The following is a 16096-nucleotide window of genomic DNA, read 5'->3' on the forward strand; positions in this document are numbered from 1 at the left end:
GGCGGCGAGGGCCTGACCGACCTGCTCGCGGAGGTGGTGGAGGACGGCACCCCCCGCCCGCCCCGGCTGCAGCGCCAGCGCGTCTCGTCGGCAGTGCGGGCGCTGCGGGACGCGCTGGGTTGGCCGGGAAGCGTGGAGGCCCTCCCCGGCGGCTACCGCCTCGACCCCGCTGCCGAGTGGCACTACGACGTGGCCGACACCCTGCGGCGGGGCGAACCCGTTGAAACTTTCCTGGCGGGCCTTTCCCTGCCCTGGGTCCTCGCCCGTGAGCAGGAGTTGAGGCAGGGGGACGCAAATAGGCTGAGTGGCCGGGTGGACTAGGCGCGGGAACGACACTCACGCGACACCTCCCCGGCATCCTCCGCCCTGGAGGACCACCGTGGGCGAACCCCAGCAGACCCATCCCGAAACCGACTTTCCGGCCCCCCGGCGGCAGCCCCTGCCCCGTCAGTCCCTGGTGTGGGACCGGGCCAAACGCCTCTCCGCGCTGGCCGACACCCTCAAACAGGCGCCGCGAACCACCGGGCAACTCGCCGCGCACTTCGGCGTGACCCCGCGCAGCATCCAGCGCGATCTGCTGGCCCTCTCGCAGATGGAGCACCCGGTCGTGCGCGACCGGCGGGGCGCCTACCACATCCCGCAGGGGGGCCGGGCGCTGAACCCCGCCGAGGCCCTGGCCGTCTACACCGCCGTGCGGCTGCTGCACCACCACGCGCCCGTGACCAGCGGGCATTACCTCAGCGCCCTGGAGACCATCGCGGGGGACCTGCCCGAGCACCTGCGCTGGCTGCTGCACCGCTCCCTGCTGGAGACGGGCGCCACCCACGCGACCGACCGCGCCCTCGATTTCGTGGCCGCCGCGTGGACCCACCGCGAGGTGCTGCGCTTCGACTACCGCAAGCCCGGCGGCGTCCTGGAGCGCGGCAACGAGCTGGAGGTCTACTTCGTGGAGATCAGCCGCGACAACCTTGCCCCCTACGTGATCGGGTGCGAGACCCGCCACCGGGGGGCCATCCGCACCTTCAAGGTGAGCCGCATGGAGAACTTCGCCCGGCTGGAACGGACTTACGACATCCCCGAGGACTTCGACCCCCGTGACTACCTCTCGGACGCCTGGGGCGTGATCGGCGGGCAGAATCCGGTCACCGTGCGGGTGCGCTTCGCCCCCGAGGCCGCCTACCGGGTGCTGGAGGGCGGCTATCCCAACGCCACCCGGGTGGACACCACCCTGATCCACCGCGACGGCAGCGTCGAGCTGGACATCCGCGCCGGGACCGACGCCAGCGGGCTCCCGCGCGAGCTGATCCCCTTTCTGCTGGGCTGGGGACCGAGGGTCGAGGTGCTCTCGCCTCCGCATGTCCGCGAACACTGGCTGGGCGAGTTGCGGGCGGCGCTGGCCCGGCATGACCCGGAGTTTCTGGGGGGCCTGCTGGACGCGACCGAGGGGCGGCGGTAGGGAGCCGGTTGAAAAGGGTCTCACCGGGTAATGCCAAGAGCGTTTCTCGCTGCTTGGGACGGCGTTGCCGCCCACCCCCCTCCCAGCCTCTCGCGGTGCGAGCTGTCCCAGTCCCCCGCAAGGGGGGAGGAGCTAAAACCGTGTCCTCATCGGGTTAGCGAGAAGTTCCGCCCGACTTTTCAACCACGCGCTGAAGGTCTACCCCCGCACGAACACCAACCCCCGCTCAGTGTCCAGCCGCACCTGAAGCCCCTGCACCTCGGCCACCCCGTCCTTGAAAACCAGTGGCACGGCGTCCCGCAACAGCGGATGCGCCCGCCAGCCCCGGTGTTCACCGCCCAGCGATTGGCCCTGCTCGTCCCACTTCGCCAGGCCGAAACGCACGAGTTCCCAGCGCGAGACACTGAGAGAACGGCGGTAAATCTGGATGGCGTGGGCCGTGTCGCGTTTGTCCAACTCAGCAAATCGGGGGGACAGAGGAGACCGTTTCTCTTCCGGGGTGGCGAAGGCTGAGATGCAGACCCGCCAGACGTTGTTGGTGTCCCGCTCCACCGGCACGAGCCGCACGCCTTCCTCGCCCAGGCGGGTGCGCGGGAAGTCGTCCCCCTCGGCGCCCACCGTGGCGGGGTCGTCGCTCACGCTCTCGGTGTCGGGCTCGGGGCGCTGGCGCAGCGGCGTCTGCCAGAAGTCGGCGGGGCGACCGATGTGGGCGAACATCCCGGTCGTGGCCTGGTTGCCGCGCTCGGTGGTCAGGGCCGCTTCTGCCGCCGCCAACGCCTCCCGTTGCCCGTCCGTCAGCTCCGGCGCCGCGAAGTCGGGGGCGTAGACCTCCTGCACCAGCGCGTCCAGATCGTCGGGGAGGGTCAGCCCACCCGGGAGGCGCCGCCGCAGCGCCACCCACGAGCGGTACAGCAGCGCGGGCGCGTAGACCCGGCCCCAGAACTCGCGTTCCATGCTCGCGTCGGGCCACTCATCCAGCCCGGCAACGTACAGCATAGCGGCGTCGTGGCCGTGGCGCCTCTCCCGGTTCGCCGCGTGGCGGTGCAGCCGCCCGGCCCGTTGCAGCACCAGATCGGCGGGGGCGAGGTCGGTCAGCATCACGTCCGCGTCAAAATCCAGGCTCTGCTCGGCGACCTGGGTGGCGATCAGGATGAAGCGCCCCGGCCGCTGGCCGTCCTTGCCCAGATACCGCAGCACCCGCTGCTCGCGCTCCAGCCGCTCGTCGGCCGGATAGCGGGCGTGGTAGAGCAGCACACTGACGGCCCGTGGGTCCTTGCCACCCCCTTTCGTGCAGGTGCGGGTGGTGATGCCCCGGCGCTCCAGCTCGGCCAGCACGCCCTCCTGAACGGCCTGCGCCCGGCCCACGGTGTTCACGATCACCGCCACGCAGCCGCCGCCTGCCGCGAGGTCCACGGCCTTCGCCGCGACCTCCCCGGCCTCGCTCCCGAGGGGCCGCAGGGTGACGTGCTGGCGCGGTCGGCTGGTGTTCCCGGCCTCGTCGTGGTCGGGGATGGTGAGGGTCTGGACCTCCCCGTCCGCCGGGGCGACGGTCAGGCGCGGGTAGGCGGCGGTGGGCGCGTCCTCCACTCCCCAGGCGCGGAGCAGGGCGCGGCGGCCCGACTCGGGCAGGGTGGCACTCATGATGACCACGCTGGACCCCAGCGCCCGCAGCCACGCGACCAGCGCCGCGATCAGCTCGGAAGTGTAGGTGTCGTAGGCGTGAACCTCGTCCAGCACGACCACGCGGTTGCCCAGGCCCCACAGCCGCACGAACTGGTGCGAGACGCCCAGCACCCCCAGCAGCGCCTGATCCACCGTGCCCACCCCGTACTCGGAGAGCAGCGCCCGCTTGCGCTGGGTAAACCACTCCTCGGCGCGGACGCTGGGGCCATTCGCCTCGGCGGGGTCGGCGGCGACGTTGCCCTGATGGCGAAGTCGGGTCCGCGCGACCACCTCCTGAAAGTGATCGCTGAGCAGCGTGCCCCCGTGCGCGAGTTGGAGGTCCGGCGGCGTCCCCCGGCCCTGCGCGGCCAGGAACTCGGCAAACCGCTCGTACATCGCGTTTCCGGTCGCCTGGGTCGGCAGCGCCACGTACATGCCCCGGTGCCCCGCCGCCCGCTGAAGCTGGAGGTGCGCGTAAAAGGCCGCCTCCGTCTTGCCCTCGCCCATCGGAGCCTCCACGAGGACCAGGGCGGGGCCGTTCACCTCGGCCAGAGCCTGCGCCAATGCTGTCTGGAGGGGCCGGGGCTGGAAGCCGAACACGTCCGCGAAGGGGGGCAACTCCTCCCGCAACGGGGCGAATACCGGCCAGTGAATCTCCGCCAGCGTCTGCCGCGCCCGTTCCCGCGCCCGCGCGAAGTAGGCCGCCGGGTCGTCGTGGGCCGAGAAGTCCGTGACCGTGGGCAACGGAAAGGAACTGCCCAGCCAGTCCGCGAAACTGGTCAGGCCCGCGAGGCGCATGAAGGCGGCGGCGGAGAGGGTGGAGATGGTGGGGAGGGCGTCGTAGCGGGCGCCGGTCCCGAGGGTAACGAGGCGCAGCAGTTCGGCCCGCACCCGGAGCCAGTTTGGTTCCTCCCCGACCTGGGGCGTGGAAAGGTCGTAACTCTGAAGTTCCTGGCGAAAGCCGTGGTGACAGCCCACCGCGTCGGCTACGCCCTTTCGCAGGGCTTCCGGCCACTTCAGCTTCCGTAACAGGTCCTCCAGGGTGAGTTCAGAGACGACCCCGTGCGGCGTGTAGGGGGGTCGCAACGCCGGGTCAAAGCGCAGCGCCTCGTGGACCTCCCGGCGCCCCCCTTCCCACAGCACCTGAAAGGCCGGGCTGGCCTTGCCGAGATCGTGCAGGGCGATCAGGGCATACAGCCAGGGCAGGGCCTGATCTGGCGGCAGCCCCAGGTCTTCCACGAACATTTCCCGGGTCTGCTCGGGCTCCAGCGCCAGGATTTCCGCCGCGCACGCCGCCACGTCCAGCAGGTGATTGAGGACTGGAAGCCAGGCGCCCGCCGTGCCGTCCGCGTTCTTCCGGGCACTCTTGGCCCACAGGGTCCGGGCCACCGCGTTGATGGGCGTAGGTTGTGTCATGCCCGGAGCGTAACCGGAAGGGGCGACGAAACCGGTCGCACATGCGGACTGTTTCAGCGGACTCAACTTATCTGCCAATGCTCGGGCGCAGCAAAGGGTGTGTGACATCTCTGCGACACCCCATCCTGACAATTACGGTGGAGGTGAACCGTTGGATACTTTCTCCCTGCTGGACAGGGACTGGATTCCCATCGTCGCCAGAGGCAGTCAGAGGCGGCTCATTTCGCTGCGGGAGTCCCTGCTGAACGGCGCCGCTTACGGGCGCATTGATGCCGGACAGCCGCTTCAGACCGCCGCGCTGTACCGCTTGCACCTGGCGGTACTGCACCGGGCACTGAGGGGGCCGAAGGACGAGGAACAGGCGGCCGAGTGGTATCAGCACGGGTTTCCCGCCGACAAGGTTCAGGCTTACCTGGACCAGTACGTCGACCGTTTCCACCTGTTCGGGCCTCAACCCTTCATGCAGGTGGCGGGCCTGGACCCGGCAGTGGAGGGCGAGAACTTCCGCAGTCACTGGACGCGATTGAGTACGGAAGAGGGGAGCCCGAACACGACGGTCTTGTTCGGCCTGAACAAGCGAGCCGAGAAGACCAAGAAAGAGCCAACTTGGGAGTCTCTGACACCCCAACAGGCGGCATTGAGACTGCTGGAAGTTCAAACTTCCGCCCTTGGCGGGACTATTCAGAGATTTACGACTTCTGCGGACGCTGCCCCTGTCGCCACCCTCGCCCTATTTCTGGCTGAGGGCGACACCCTGCACCGGACGCTGTGCCTGAATCTCGTGCCCTACGCGGGGGACGCTGCTGACGCGCCTCCCTGGGAGAGGCCCCCGCTTACAGTGGCCGATATCCGCGCCCTGTATGGCTCCAAGCAGAAGGTGGCAAGGGTGCCGCCCGGTCCCGTCAGCCGTTACGTCTGGCTCAGCCGCAGCGTCTTGCTGCTGCCCGAAGAGACGCCGGAAGGGATAGTCGTTCACACGGTCGGCTTCGGGGCAGGCGAGCCTTTTGAGGGTCCTGGCGAGGGCATTGAGGGCAACATTGACCCGATGGTGACGCTGAGAACCGGGGAGCAACGCTTTCCATACAAGTTGCGCCGCGACCGCTTGTTGTGGCGTGACTTCAACGCCCTCTTTCCCGATCCAGCCGCGACCGTCGTCATCCCGGAGAAGAAAAAGGGGTTAGTCAAGCTGTTACCTGGGCAGGCTCCCGCTGTGCTAAAGCACGCCCGCGACGTGCTGCAAAAGGTCAGAGCAAAGGAAATCGCCCCGCCGGAGGATGACCTCCTGATGTCGCAGGACGCCTATTCCGGGGAACTGGCCTCTGCCGCCGAGAGCCGTCCCTCGTCCTTGGGAGTTCAGCCTGTCGTTCCCGTCGTGGTCTTCGGGCAACTTACCAAGGAAATGAAGGCTTTCGCCATACGCCAAGAGAACTACACGCTGCCGGAAACATTCATTGAGAACCCTGAAAGGTTCCGCGAGCATGTGCGGGCGGCGCTGGGCGATGCAGTCGTCGTGGGAACCGGGTTGCAGGAATCCTTGAGACGCCTTTTCACTGTTCTGGTTGTTGGCGACCTCAAGAAAAAGGTCAATAAGGAGGTGGGCGCAAAGATAAACGATATGGCAGCGAAGGTTGCTGCCGAACCGACCTACTGGGCGGGGCTGGACACGCCCTTTCGCGCCTACCTGCTGGCGCTGGACGCGGACCCGAAAGTCGCTCTGGCCGACTGGCACGCCGCCCTGAGCCGCGCTGCCCGCGCAGGCTGGCGCACCGCCGAGCAGGCCGCCGGGATGAACGCGGTGGGCCTGCGGGCGGTCGAGAAAGCTCAGGGGCCATGGCTCAAGGCCCTGGGCACCCTCAAGAACGGAGGCACCCCATGACAAAGCAAGTGGCGGATGACCGCCCCGCCCGCTTCGTGGCCGAGTTGCACCGGCTGGAACGCGGCCCGCTCGCGCAACTGCGCCGGGGTCTGGGCGGTGACGAGCGCGGCGTGTACTGGCTGGAGGGCCTGTATACCCGCACCGGCTACGGCGAGGCGGACCCCTACCAGAAAGAAGCCCTGCGACTCGTCGCGGGCCTGTACGCCCTCAAACCCCAGGCCCGGCAGGACGAGGGCGACGCGGCGGAGGTGGAAATGCCAGAGCTTGCCGCCAGCGCCGACCCGGAAAAAGGCCCCTCCACCGGCCTGCTGATGGGCCGCCTGTACCTCGCGCAGGGCGAGCGCCCCAGCACCGAGAAACGCTTTCTGGCCCTGCTGGACGCCGACCGCGACGGCCTGAACTACCAGATGCGGCAGGCCGTGACCCTGCTCGCCGCAGGGGACCTCACGCCGGACTGGGTGCGCCTGACCCGCGACCTCCTCTACTGGGGCGACCGCGTGCGCCGCGAGTGGGCGCAGGACTTCTACCGCGAGATCAGCCGGGAAGTAAAAGACACCGCTCCCTTCTCCGACGACGCCACGCCCACTCCACAAGGAGCCCAACAATGAAAGCCCTGCTCGAACTGCACTACCTTCAGAACTTCGCCCCCAGCAACCTCAACCGCGACGACACCGGCAGCCCCAAGGACGCCTTTTTCGGCGGCACGCGGCGGCTGCGGATGTCCTCGCAGTCGTTCAAGCGGGCGATGCGGCAGGACTTCGGGGGGCGGCAACTCCTCCAGCCGGAGGAGATAGGCGTGCGGACCAAGCGGGCGCACGAGGAATTAGCTCGCCTCCTGACGGAGATGGGCCACGATGCCGAAAGTGCCTCTCTCGCGGCGAGGAACGCGGTTGAGACGATGGGCACACAGAAGCAGATGAAGATCACGAAAGAGGGGCTGACGGAATATCTTGCCTTTTTCGGACGAAGCGAACTCGCACGGCTGGCCGAGGTGATTCACGCCAACTTTGAAAAGCTGGCCCAACCGAAGTACAAGGCCGACAACGAAATCAAGGGAACACTGCATAAGTGTCTCGCGGACGTGACTGGTGGCGGAAATGCCGTAGATATCGCTCTCTTCGGGCGAATGCTCGCTAACCTCCCCGACAAGAACGCGGACGCGGCGGCGCAGGTCGCGCACGCTATCAGCACCCACGCGCTGCGCGAGCGGCAGTACGACTTCTATACGGCGGTGGACGACCTCAAGCCCGAGGACAACGCCGGGGCCGACATGCTGGGCACGGTGGAGTTCGCCAGCGCGACCATGTACCGCTACGCGTGCCTCGACCTCGCCAAGCTGCTGGAGAACCTGCAAGGCGACCGCGAGTTGCTGGAGCGGGGGCTGCGGGCCTTCCTGTACGCCTCGGTCTTCGCGGCACCGACGGGCAAACAGAACACCTTCGCCGCGCACAACCTGCCAGGGCTGATGGTCCAGGTGGTGCGCAAAGGCGCCTCGCCGCGCAACCTCGCCAACGCCTTTGAGAAGGGCGTGCGGGCCGAGGGTGGGGGCGGTTACCTGGCCCCCAGCGTCGCGGCGCTGGCGGATGAGATGGGCTGGCAGAACGGCGTGTTCGGGGACGCCGGGACCGCCCGCTTCGTGGCACGGGAGGGCGGGCACGAGGTCTTCGGGGAGGCGATGCCCGATGTGGCTGCGATGATCGACGCGACGGTCGCGGACGCCCTGAGCGCCCTGGGGGCCTGACGGTGGCGAGCCTGCTGCTGCGACTGGCAGCGCCCATGCAAGCGTGGGGAACGCGGAGCCGCTTCGACGACCGCGACACCGAGGCCGAGCCCAGCCGCTCGGGCGTGCTGGGCCTCGCGGCGGCGGCGCTGGGCATCGACCGCGCCGAGCCGGTGGACCACCTGACCCGCCTCGCGTTCGGCGTGCGGGTGGACCGCGCGGGGGTGACGGGCACCGACTACCACACCGCCCAACTGCGCCCCGGCGACCCGAGGACGAGGACCGACGTGACCCGCCGCGCTTACCTCGCGGACGCCGCCTTCTGGGCCGGGCTGGAGGGGGACCGGGAGCTGCTGACCGAGTTGCACGCCGCCCTGAGAAACCCGCACTGGCCGCTGTCGCTGGGGCGCAAGGCGTTCCAGCCCAGCCTGCCGATCTTCGCCGGGCCTCCACTGGACCTACCGCTGTGGGAGGCGCTGCTGATCGCCCCCAGCCTGCGCCGCGAGGACGACGGCGAGCCTTACCGCCTGGTGCTGGACTGGGAGGCGGTCCCGGAGGCCGAGCGGAGCCGAGCTTCGCCCTCACGGCGGCAGGACGTGCCCGACGGTCCTTTTGCCCGACGGCGCTACGTCTCGCGTGACGTGCTGACGGTGACGCTGCCTCTGACCCCGGAGCCCGACCCCTGGCTGCGGCTGTCTCCCCCCGAGGAGGTGGGCGCGTGACCCCGCTCCACCTCTCCCGCCTGACCTTCGACGACCGCGACCGCCGCACGGCCCGCGACCTCGCCAGCCCGTATGCCCTGCACCAGACCCTGCGCTGGGCTTTTCCGGGGGCCGGGGTGGAGAGCGCCCCCCTCCCGGACGGCGAGAGGTTGCTGTGGCGGCAGGAGGACCGCGCCACCCTCCTCGTCCAGAGCCTGGCCCCGCCCGACTGGGACGCCCTGAACGCCCGGCACCCCGGCTCGTTGCGGGCCTGGGAGGTCAAGACGGTGGACCTGACGCCCGCGCTCACGGCGGGCCGCCCCCTGCGCTTCCGCCTGCGGGCGAACGTGACCGTGCGGAAGCTCGATGAACGGGGCCGCAGCCGCCGCCATGCCCTGCGCGGCCCGCACGAGCAACTCGGGTGGCTGGACCGACAGGGTGAGCGGCACGGGTTTGAGGTGCTCGTCGCCGATACCGTTCACAGCGGCACCGTGAAAACCCGCAAGGGGGCGCAGACGCTGACCCTCCACACCGTCACCTTTGAGGGCGTGTTGCGTGTCACCAACCCGTCGGCATTGCTGAACGCGGTGTGCGGCGGCCTCGGCCACGCGAAGGCGCTGGGCTGCGGCCTGCTGAGCCTGGGGCCGGGGTGAGCCTCTCCCTTTTCCACCGAGGTAATCCATGACCGATCCTGCCTCCATTCCGCCAACCTCCAACGCGATCATCTGGCAGCGGCAGAACCTGCGCGAGCTGCCCAAGTTCCGCGACGGCACGACTTACCTTTACCTCGACCATACCCGGCTGGAGCAAGACGGGCGCGGCGTGCGGGCCTATCACCCGGAAGGCATGGTGACCATCCCGGCGGCCAGCCTCAGCGTGCTGCTGCTGGGGCCGGGCTGCTCGGTCAGCCACGAGGCCGTCAAGGCCCTCTCCGACACCGGCTGCTCGCTGCTGTGGGTGGGCGAGGAAGGCGTGCGCCTGTATGCCAGCGGCCTGGGCGAGACGCGCAGCGCGGCGCGGCTCCACCGTCAGGCGCTGCTGTGGGCCAATCCGCACAGCCGCCTGCGCGTGGTGCGCCAGATGTACGCGATGCGCTTTCCGGAGGGTCTGCCCCCGGACCTCACCCTCCAGCAGATTCGCGGGCGCGAGGGGGCACGGGTGCGGGACGCCTACGGCCGCTACAGCCGGGCGCATGGGGTCAAGTGGGACACGCGCCAGTACAAGCAGCAGGACTGGAACCGCGCCACGCCGGTGAACAAGGCAGTCAGCGCCGGAAACGCCTGCCTGTACGGTCTCGCGCACGCCGCGATCCTGAGCATGGGCTACAGCCCCGCGCTGGGCTTCGTCCACACCGGCAAGATGCTGAGCTTCGTCTACGACGTGGCCGACCTGTACAAGCTGGAGGTCGTCCTGCCCGTCGCCTTCCGCGAGGCCGCCACCCCCGGCGACGACCTGGAGCGGCGCGTCCGCACCGGCCTGCGCGACCACATGACCAAGTTGCGGCTGCTGGAGCGGATGGCCGCCGACCTCCTGCACCTGCTGGGTGGCGACGACCCCGACCCCGAGCCCACGGCCCCCGGCGACCTGTGGGACCCGGAGGGCAACGCGGCGGGAGGGGTAAACCATGCTGGTCATGACTCTTGAGGCCGTCCCCGAGAGCCTGCGCGGCGAGCTGAGCCGCTGGCTGATCGAGGTGCAGCCGGGCGTGTACGTCGGCAACGCCTCGGCGCTGGTCCGAGACCTGCTGTGGGACAAGGCCGTGGGGCACACCCGCCGGGGCCGCTGCACCCAGGTCTACCGGGCGAGCAACGAGCAGGGCTTCGTGATCCGCACCCACGGGGACGCGACCCGCCGGGTGGTCAGCCTCGACGGCTATCAGCTCGTTGCCGTTCGCAACGCCCGTCATGCACAATTGGCTGGGGAGTACGACCCTCCCGAGGATGATGACAAATTGTGATTTGAATCGGAGAAAGGGCAGGGGCCTTCTCTGGGGTTGAGGGGTAGGAAGGGCCGCGTTTTCAAAGTGTGTTCCCCACGGGCGTGGGGATGGTCCGGTGGTCTCAGTCGGGCAGGCAGTGCCCGGCGGGTGTTCCCCACGGGCGTGGGGATGGTCCGTTCTTGCGGATCAGGTTGGCGGCGGCCTGCGAGTGTTCCCCACGGGCGTGGGGATGGTCCGGGCGGCGGAATGACAGAGGCAGAGTTGCTCCAGTGTTCCCCACGGGCGTGGGGATGGTCCGAAGCGGCGGACTGACCATGTGGGAGCCGGGGCGTGTTCCCCACGGGCGTGGGGATGGTCCGGGGGCGGGGGTGGTGAGGGCGGGGAGGGTCACGTGTTCCCCACGGGCGTGGGGATGGTCCGCTCACGCTGCCGCTCTTGCCGTCCACGAAGTTGTGTTCCCCACGGGCGTGGGGATGGTCCGCTGGGTCGTCAGTTCATCGGCTGTGAGGTTGAGTGTTCCCCACGGGCGTGGGGATGGTCCGGGAGCCGGTCTCACCGCCGTGTTCCCCGACGAGTGTTCCCCACGGGCGTGGGGATGGTCCGGAGACACCCTTCATAGTCACCCAGAGGCCCACGTGTTCCCCACGGGCGTGGGGATGGTCCGTCGTGTGGATGTTACTCGCAGGATGGGCCGCTGTGTTCCCCACGGGCGTGGGGATGGTCCGGCAGCGGCGCCCAGGACGCCGAAGCGGGAGCAGTGTTCCCCACGGGCGTGGGGATGGTCCGGGCGCGATATACAGGGCTATTACTCATAAAACGTGTTCCCCACGGGCGTGGGGATGGTCCGGCGGGTGGATGATACTCGCAGGATGGGCCGCTGTGTTCCCCACGGGCGTGGGGATGGTCCGGGACGGGCGCCCAGGACGCCGTAGCGGGTACAGTGTTCCCCACGGGCGTGGGGATGGTCCGACGGCATCGAGCAGCGCCACCAGTTCAGCACCGTGTTCCCCACGGGCGTGGGGATGGTCCGGCGGCGGCGTGCCGCGGACCCACGTCGAGACCGTGGTCCCCACGGGCGCGGGGATGGTCCGGACGCGGGGCGCACCCACCCCTCCGCTGCCCAGTGTTCCCCACGGGCGCGGGGATGGTCCGGACGCGGGGCGCACCCACCCCTCCGCTGCCCAGTGTTCCCCACGGGCGCGGGGATGGTCCGGACGCGGGGCGCACCCACCCCTCCGCTGCCCAGTGTTCCCCACGGGCGTGGGGATGGTCCGTGGGTGACTATGCCGCGAAACTTTCCCGCATCGTGTTCCCCACGGGCGTGGGGATGGTCCGGGCGAGATATACAGGGCAATTACTGATAAAAAGTGTTCCCCACGGGCGTGGGGATGGTCCGGACGCGGGTGTGACCAAACCCACCGCGGCCCAGTGTTCCCCACGGGCGTGGGGATGGTCCGGCCGCATAACGCGACCCCCCCCGGATTGCGACGTGTTCCCCACGGGCGTGGGGATGGTCCGCCGGCATCGAGCAGCGCCACCAGTTCAGCACCGTGTTCCCCACGGGCGTGGGGATGGTCCGGGCGAGATATACAGGGCTATTACTGATAAAAAGTGTTCCCCACGGGCGTGGGGATGGTCCGGACGCGGGTGTGACCAAACCCACCGCTGCCCAGTGTTCCCCACGGGCGTGGGGATGGTCCGGCCGAAAAACGCGACCCCGCCCGGACTGCGACGTGTTCCCCACGGGCGTGGGGATGGTCCGTCGGCGGAGCACGCCTTGCTGACGCAAGAGGGGTGTTCCCCACGGGCGTGGGGATGGTCCGTCGTGTTCATTGCCCCGCCACTTTGGCCCCCCGTGTTCCCCACGGGCGTGGGGATGGTCCGGCCGAAAAACGCGACCCCGCCCGGAATGCGACGTGTTCCCCACGGGCGTGGGGATGGTCCGCCCTTCGAGGATAAATTGCTGGCGCAAGTTGGGTGTTCCCCACGGGCGTGGGGATGGTCCGTGGTGCGGTGAAAGGCGGCCTTGACAGGCTCCGTGTTCCCCACGGGCGTGGGGATGGTCCGTCGGCTACTCGCGCCGTGATGACGGAAGCCGGGTGTTCCCCACGGGCGTGGGGATGGTCCGGCAGCGGACTGCGAGAGGAGCCAGTGGAGGCGGTGTTCCCCACGGGCGTGGGGATGGTCCGCCCCACAGCCACGGTCCCCACCATTCCGGGTGGTGTTCCCCACGGGCGTGGGGATGGTCCGAATGGGGAAAAGCCCTTCTACCGCCTCCCGGAGTGTTCCCCACGGGCGTGGGGATGGTCCGTGGCGTGGCAGCACCAGAACGCGGGCGAGCCAGTGTTCCCCACGGGCGTGGGGATGGTCCGACCTGTACGCCCGTCGCGGCGTGAAGGTGGAGGTGTTCCCCACGGGCGTGGGGATGGTCCGTGCGCCCAGGCGTGGCCGTAGGCGTCGGTGACGTGTTCCCCACGGGCGTGGGGATGGTCCGCGCAGGGTGATGAGGGACGGCACTGCCCCCGCGTGTTCCCCACGGGCGTGGGGATGGTCCGGACCACTTTTCGCACATCACGGACGCCCTCGAGTGTTCCCCACGGGCGTGGGGATGGTCCGATGGGGTACATCCATATCCGCATTCATCACTTGTGTTCCCCACGGGCGTGGGGATGGTCCGCGAGCCGCGTTGAGTCGGCCCACCTTCCGCACGTGTTCCCCACGGGCGTGGGGATGGTCCGTCATCAAACCGGATAGCGGCGGCCACGGCACGGTGTTCCCCACGGGCGTGGGGATGGTCCGGCGAACGGCACACCCGCCCGCGTCTACCGCGCGTGTTCCCCACGGGCGTGGGGATGGTCCGACGGGGGTATCGAGTCCTGCCGTCTGTGGGCCGTGTTCCCCACGGGCGTGGGGATGGTCCGGCCGAGCCTCGCAAGCCCGGCCCCGTCGAACGTGTTCCCCACGGGCGTGGGGATGGTCCGTCCTTTGACCTCCAGTACGGAGACGGTCGTACGTGTTCCCCACGGGCGTGGGGATGGTCCGCGGGGCTGGACCCTGACGGCCTGCTCTCCCGCGTGTTCCCCACGGGCGTGGGGATGGTCCGGCGAGTGTGGGCACGTTCGACCCCGTGAACAGGTGTTCCCCACGGGCGTGGGGATGGTCCGCAGTCGGCCGCGTGGATCGGGAACTTCGCGGAGTGTTCCCCACGGGCGTGGGGATGGTCCGAGGAGGTGAGCCGTGGCGGACGCCGTCCGGTGGTGTTCCCCACGGGCGTGGGGATGGTCCGTCGGTCAGGTCCACGAGGTTGCTGAAAAACCGGTGTTCCCCACGGGCGTGGGGATGGTCCAGGCGTGAGCGACACGGCCGGGCGCCTGGGCATTGTGTTCCCCACGGGCGTGGGGATGGTCCGGGGGCGCTGTTTTACGACCCGGGTTACGGCTCGTGTTCCCCACGGGCGTGGGGATGGTCCGAAGGCTGTGGACGCGCTCACCGAATCTGTGGCGTGTTCCCCACGGGCGTGGGGATGGTCCGCTGATCGACGTGGACATTGAGGCGGTGGAACTGTGTTCCCCACGGGCGTGGGGATGGTCCGCCCGCCGCCTGCGCCCTGCACAAGGACCTCGCGTGTTCCCACGGGCGTGGGAATGGAATGGTCCGCCCCCTTGCGCCTCCTGCTTACAGCCGATATGAAGGGCAGCATGGCCGCCAACGTGAATGTCGCCCTGGAGCGGGTGCAGAGTATCGGACGCGACGTCGTCGCCGCCCTGCCCAACGTGCTGATCGCGCTGGCCGTGCTGCTGGTCTTCTGGGGCCTCGCCCGGGGAGCGCGGAATCTGATCCAGCGGGTCTGGGGGAGCCGGGAGGGCAACCTGGGGCGGCTGTTCGGGCGGCTGGCCTCGGGCAGCATTCTGCTGCTGGGCGTGCTGGTGGGCGTCACCATCATCTTTCCCTCGGTGACGCCCGCGAGCCTCTTCAGCCTGCTGGGCGTGGGCGGCGTCGCCATCGGCTTCGCCTTCCGGGACATCCTGCAAAACCTGCTCGCGGGCATCCTGATCCTGATCACGCGGCCCTTCCGCATCGGCGACCAGATTGTTACCGGGGATTCCGAGGGCACCGTCGAGGACATTCAGATTCGCGCGACCATCCTGCGGACCTACGACAACCTTCAGGTCGTGATCCCCAACACCCAGCTCTTTACCGGCAAGGTCACGGTCAAGACGGCCTACGAGGTGCGCCGACTCCAGTACGACGTCGGGATCGGCTACGGGGACGACATCGGGACCGCCAAGCAGGTGATTCACGGGACCCTCGCGGGCCTGAAGCAGATTCGCCAGGACCCGGCCCCGGAGGTGCTGGTGGTCGACCTGGCCGAGAGCAGCGTGAACCTGCGGGTGCGCTGGTGGATCGACCCGCCCCGGCGCAAGGACGCGCTGGACAGTCAGGACGAGGTGCTGCAGCGGGTCAAGGAGGCGCTGCTCGCGCACGGGATCGACCTGCCGTATCCCACCCGCCAGATTCTGTGGCATGACCAGACCGAGGAGGCCGACGGCGACCGCGTCCGGCAGCGCGAGGGCTGGCCCGCCGGGAAGGGCGAGGCGCCCCCGTCCCGCTGGCAGGTTGTCCGCGAGCGCGAGCAGGAGCCGTCCTGAACGGCAGGCTCACGGCGCTGTGGACCGGGGTGCGTGACAGCTTCTGGTTCGTGCCTGCCGTGATGGTGCTGGCCGCCTTGGTGCTGGCCGAGCAGGCCGTGAACGTGGACGAGCGGGTGGGGCTGGCGGCCCTGCGGGGTCTGCCGTGGATTTACGGCGGCAGCGCGGACGGGGCACGGTCCATCCTGGCGGCCGTCTCAGGGTCGGTGATCGGCGTCGCGGGCACGACCTTTTCCATCACCATCGCGGCGCTGTCTCTGGCCAGCAGCCAGATGGGACCACGGCTGCTGGAGCATTTCACCCGCGACCGGGGCAACCAGTTCACGCTCGGCACCTTCATCGCCACCTTCGCCTATGGCCTGCTGGTGCTGCGGACCGTGCGGGGCGGCGACGAGAGCCCCTTCGTCCCGCATCTGGCCGTGACCCTGGCGCTGGGGCTGGCGCTGCTGAGTCTGGCGGTCCTGATCTACTTCATCGCGCACATCGCGGGCGGGATCAACGTCGGGCGGGTCGTCCGGCTGGTGTCCGACGAACTCGTGGGGACCATCGAGGCGCAGTTTCCCGAGCGGGGCCGCCCCCCGGCTCCGGCGCCTCTCCCCGCCGACCTGGGCGACGCCGGGGAGGTCCGGGCCAGCGGCGGCGGCTACCTGCAGGCGCTGGACGTGGCGGGCCTGCTG

The 16096-nt window shown here is 69.4% G+C and carries 11 protein-coding genes, 1 pseudogene and 1 CRISPR repeat array; of the genes and pseudogenes, 11 read left to right on the plus strand and 1 reads right to left on the minus strand.

Going from position 1 to position 16096, the window contains the following annotated elements; all coding sequences use genetic code 11:
• Positions 1-321: pseudogene (locus QOL99_RS07765) on the plus strand (tetratricopeptide repeat protein); the annotation flags it as partial.
• A gap of 58 nt (positions 322-379) precedes the next feature.
• A complete protein-coding gene (locus tag QOL99_RS07770) occupies positions 380-1456 on the plus strand; it encodes a helix-turn-helix transcriptional regulator (RefSeq protein WP_285522775.1) in 1077 nt (358 codons plus the stop codon).
• A gap of 198 nt (positions 1457-1654) precedes the next feature.
• Here QOL99_RS07770 and cas3 read toward each other — a convergent pair whose 3' ends face one another.
• Entirely contained in the window at positions 1655-4534 is a 2880-nt protein-coding gene (cas3, locus tag QOL99_RS07775) for a CRISPR-associated helicase Cas3' (protein ID WP_285522777.1), read from the minus strand.
• A gap of 151 nt (positions 4535-4685) precedes the next feature.
• Here cas3 and casA point away from each other — a divergent pair, with 151 nt between their 5' ends.
• The 9 genes from casA to QOL99_RS07820 form a co-directional block, all read left to right on the plus strand.
• A complete protein-coding gene (gene casA / locus QOL99_RS07780) occupies positions 4686-6410 on the plus strand; it encodes a type I-E CRISPR-associated protein Cse1/CasA (protein ID WP_285522778.1) in 1725 nt (574 codons plus the stop codon).
• A complete protein-coding gene (gene casB / locus QOL99_RS07785; RefSeq protein ID WP_285522780.1) occupies positions 6407-7018 on the plus strand; it encodes a type I-E CRISPR-associated protein Cse2/CasB in 612 nt (203 codons plus the stop codon). Before casA ends, casB begins: the two co-directional genes overlap by 4 nt.
• Positions 7015-8151, plus strand: coding sequence for a type I-E CRISPR-associated protein Cas7/Cse4/CasC (gene cas7e, locus QOL99_RS07790; protein ID WP_285522782.1), 1137 nt, complete (start codon positions 7015-7017; stop codon positions 8149-8151). The genes casB and cas7e overlap by 4 nt, the downstream gene beginning before the upstream one ends.
• 2 nt (positions 8152-8153) lie before the next feature.
• Positions 8154-8852: a type I-E CRISPR-associated protein Cas5/CasD gene (gene cas5e, locus QOL99_RS07795; protein WP_285522784.1), complete on the plus strand. Its 699-nt coding sequence runs from the start codon at positions 8154-8156 to the stop codon at positions 8850-8852.
• Positions 8849-9484: a type I-E CRISPR-associated protein Cas6/Cse3/CasE gene (cas6e, locus tag QOL99_RS07800; RefSeq protein ID WP_285522786.1), complete on the plus strand. Its 636-nt coding sequence runs from the start codon at positions 8849-8851 to the stop codon at positions 9482-9484. The genes cas5e and cas6e overlap by 4 nt, the downstream gene beginning before the upstream one ends.
• 28 nt (positions 9485-9512) lie before the next feature.
• Positions 9513-10475: a type I-E CRISPR-associated endonuclease Cas1e gene (gene cas1e / locus QOL99_RS07805; RefSeq protein WP_285522788.1), complete on the plus strand. Its 963-nt coding sequence runs from the start codon at positions 9513-9515 to the stop codon at positions 10473-10475.
• Positions 10465-10788, plus strand: coding sequence for a type I-E CRISPR-associated endoribonuclease Cas2e (gene cas2e, locus QOL99_RS07810; protein ID WP_285522790.1), 324 nt, complete (start codon positions 10465-10467; stop codon positions 10786-10788). Before cas1e ends, cas2e begins: the two co-directional genes overlap by 11 nt.
• A 68-nt stretch (positions 10789-10856) precedes the next feature.
• A CRISPR array of direct repeats spans positions 10857-14362; the repeat unit is 29 nt; unit sequence GTGTTCCCCACGGGCGTGGGGATGGTCCG.
• A 106-nt stretch (positions 14363-14468) separates the two neighbouring features.
• Positions 14469-15419 (plus strand): mechanosensitive ion channel family protein, encoded by a 951-nt coding sequence (locus QOL99_RS07815; protein ID WP_285522792.1) that lies wholly within the window; start codon positions 14469-14471, stop codon positions 15417-15419.
• A gap of 29 nt (positions 15420-15448) precedes the next feature.
• Positions 15449-16096, plus strand: a 648-nt coding sequence (locus QOL99_RS07820) for a DUF2254 family protein (RefSeq protein ID WP_285522794.1), incomplete at its 3' end; no start/stop codon positions are given.

The organism is Deinococcus rhizophilus, from assembly GCF_030271215.1.
Lineage (GTDB): Bacteria > Deinococcota > Deinococci > Deinococcales > Deinococcaceae > Deinococcus > Deinococcus rhizophilus.

Coding starts and splice junctions, on each gene's coding strand:
- cas1e (WP_285522788.1), top strand. CDS start 9,513: ATGACCGATCCTGCCTCCATTCCGCCAACCTCCAACGCGATCATCTGG.
- cas2e (WP_285522790.1), top strand. CDS start 10,465: ATGACTCTTGAGGCCGTCCCCGAGAGCCTGCGCGGCGAGCTGAGCCGC.
- cas7e (WP_285522782.1), top strand. CDS start 7,015: ATGAAAGCCCTGCTCGAACTGCACTACCTTCAGAACTTCGCCCCCAGC.
- casB (WP_285522780.1), top strand. CDS start 6,407: ATGACAAAGCAAGTGGCGGATGACCGCCCCGCCCGCTTCGTGGCCGAG.
- cas3 (WP_285522777.1), bottom strand. CDS start 4,534: ATGACACAACCTACGCCCATCAACGCGGTGGCCCGGACCCTGTGGGCC.
- QOL99_RS07815 (WP_285522792.1), top strand. CDS start 14,469: ATGGCCGCCAACGTGAATGTCGCCCTGGAGCGGGTGCAGAGTATCGGA.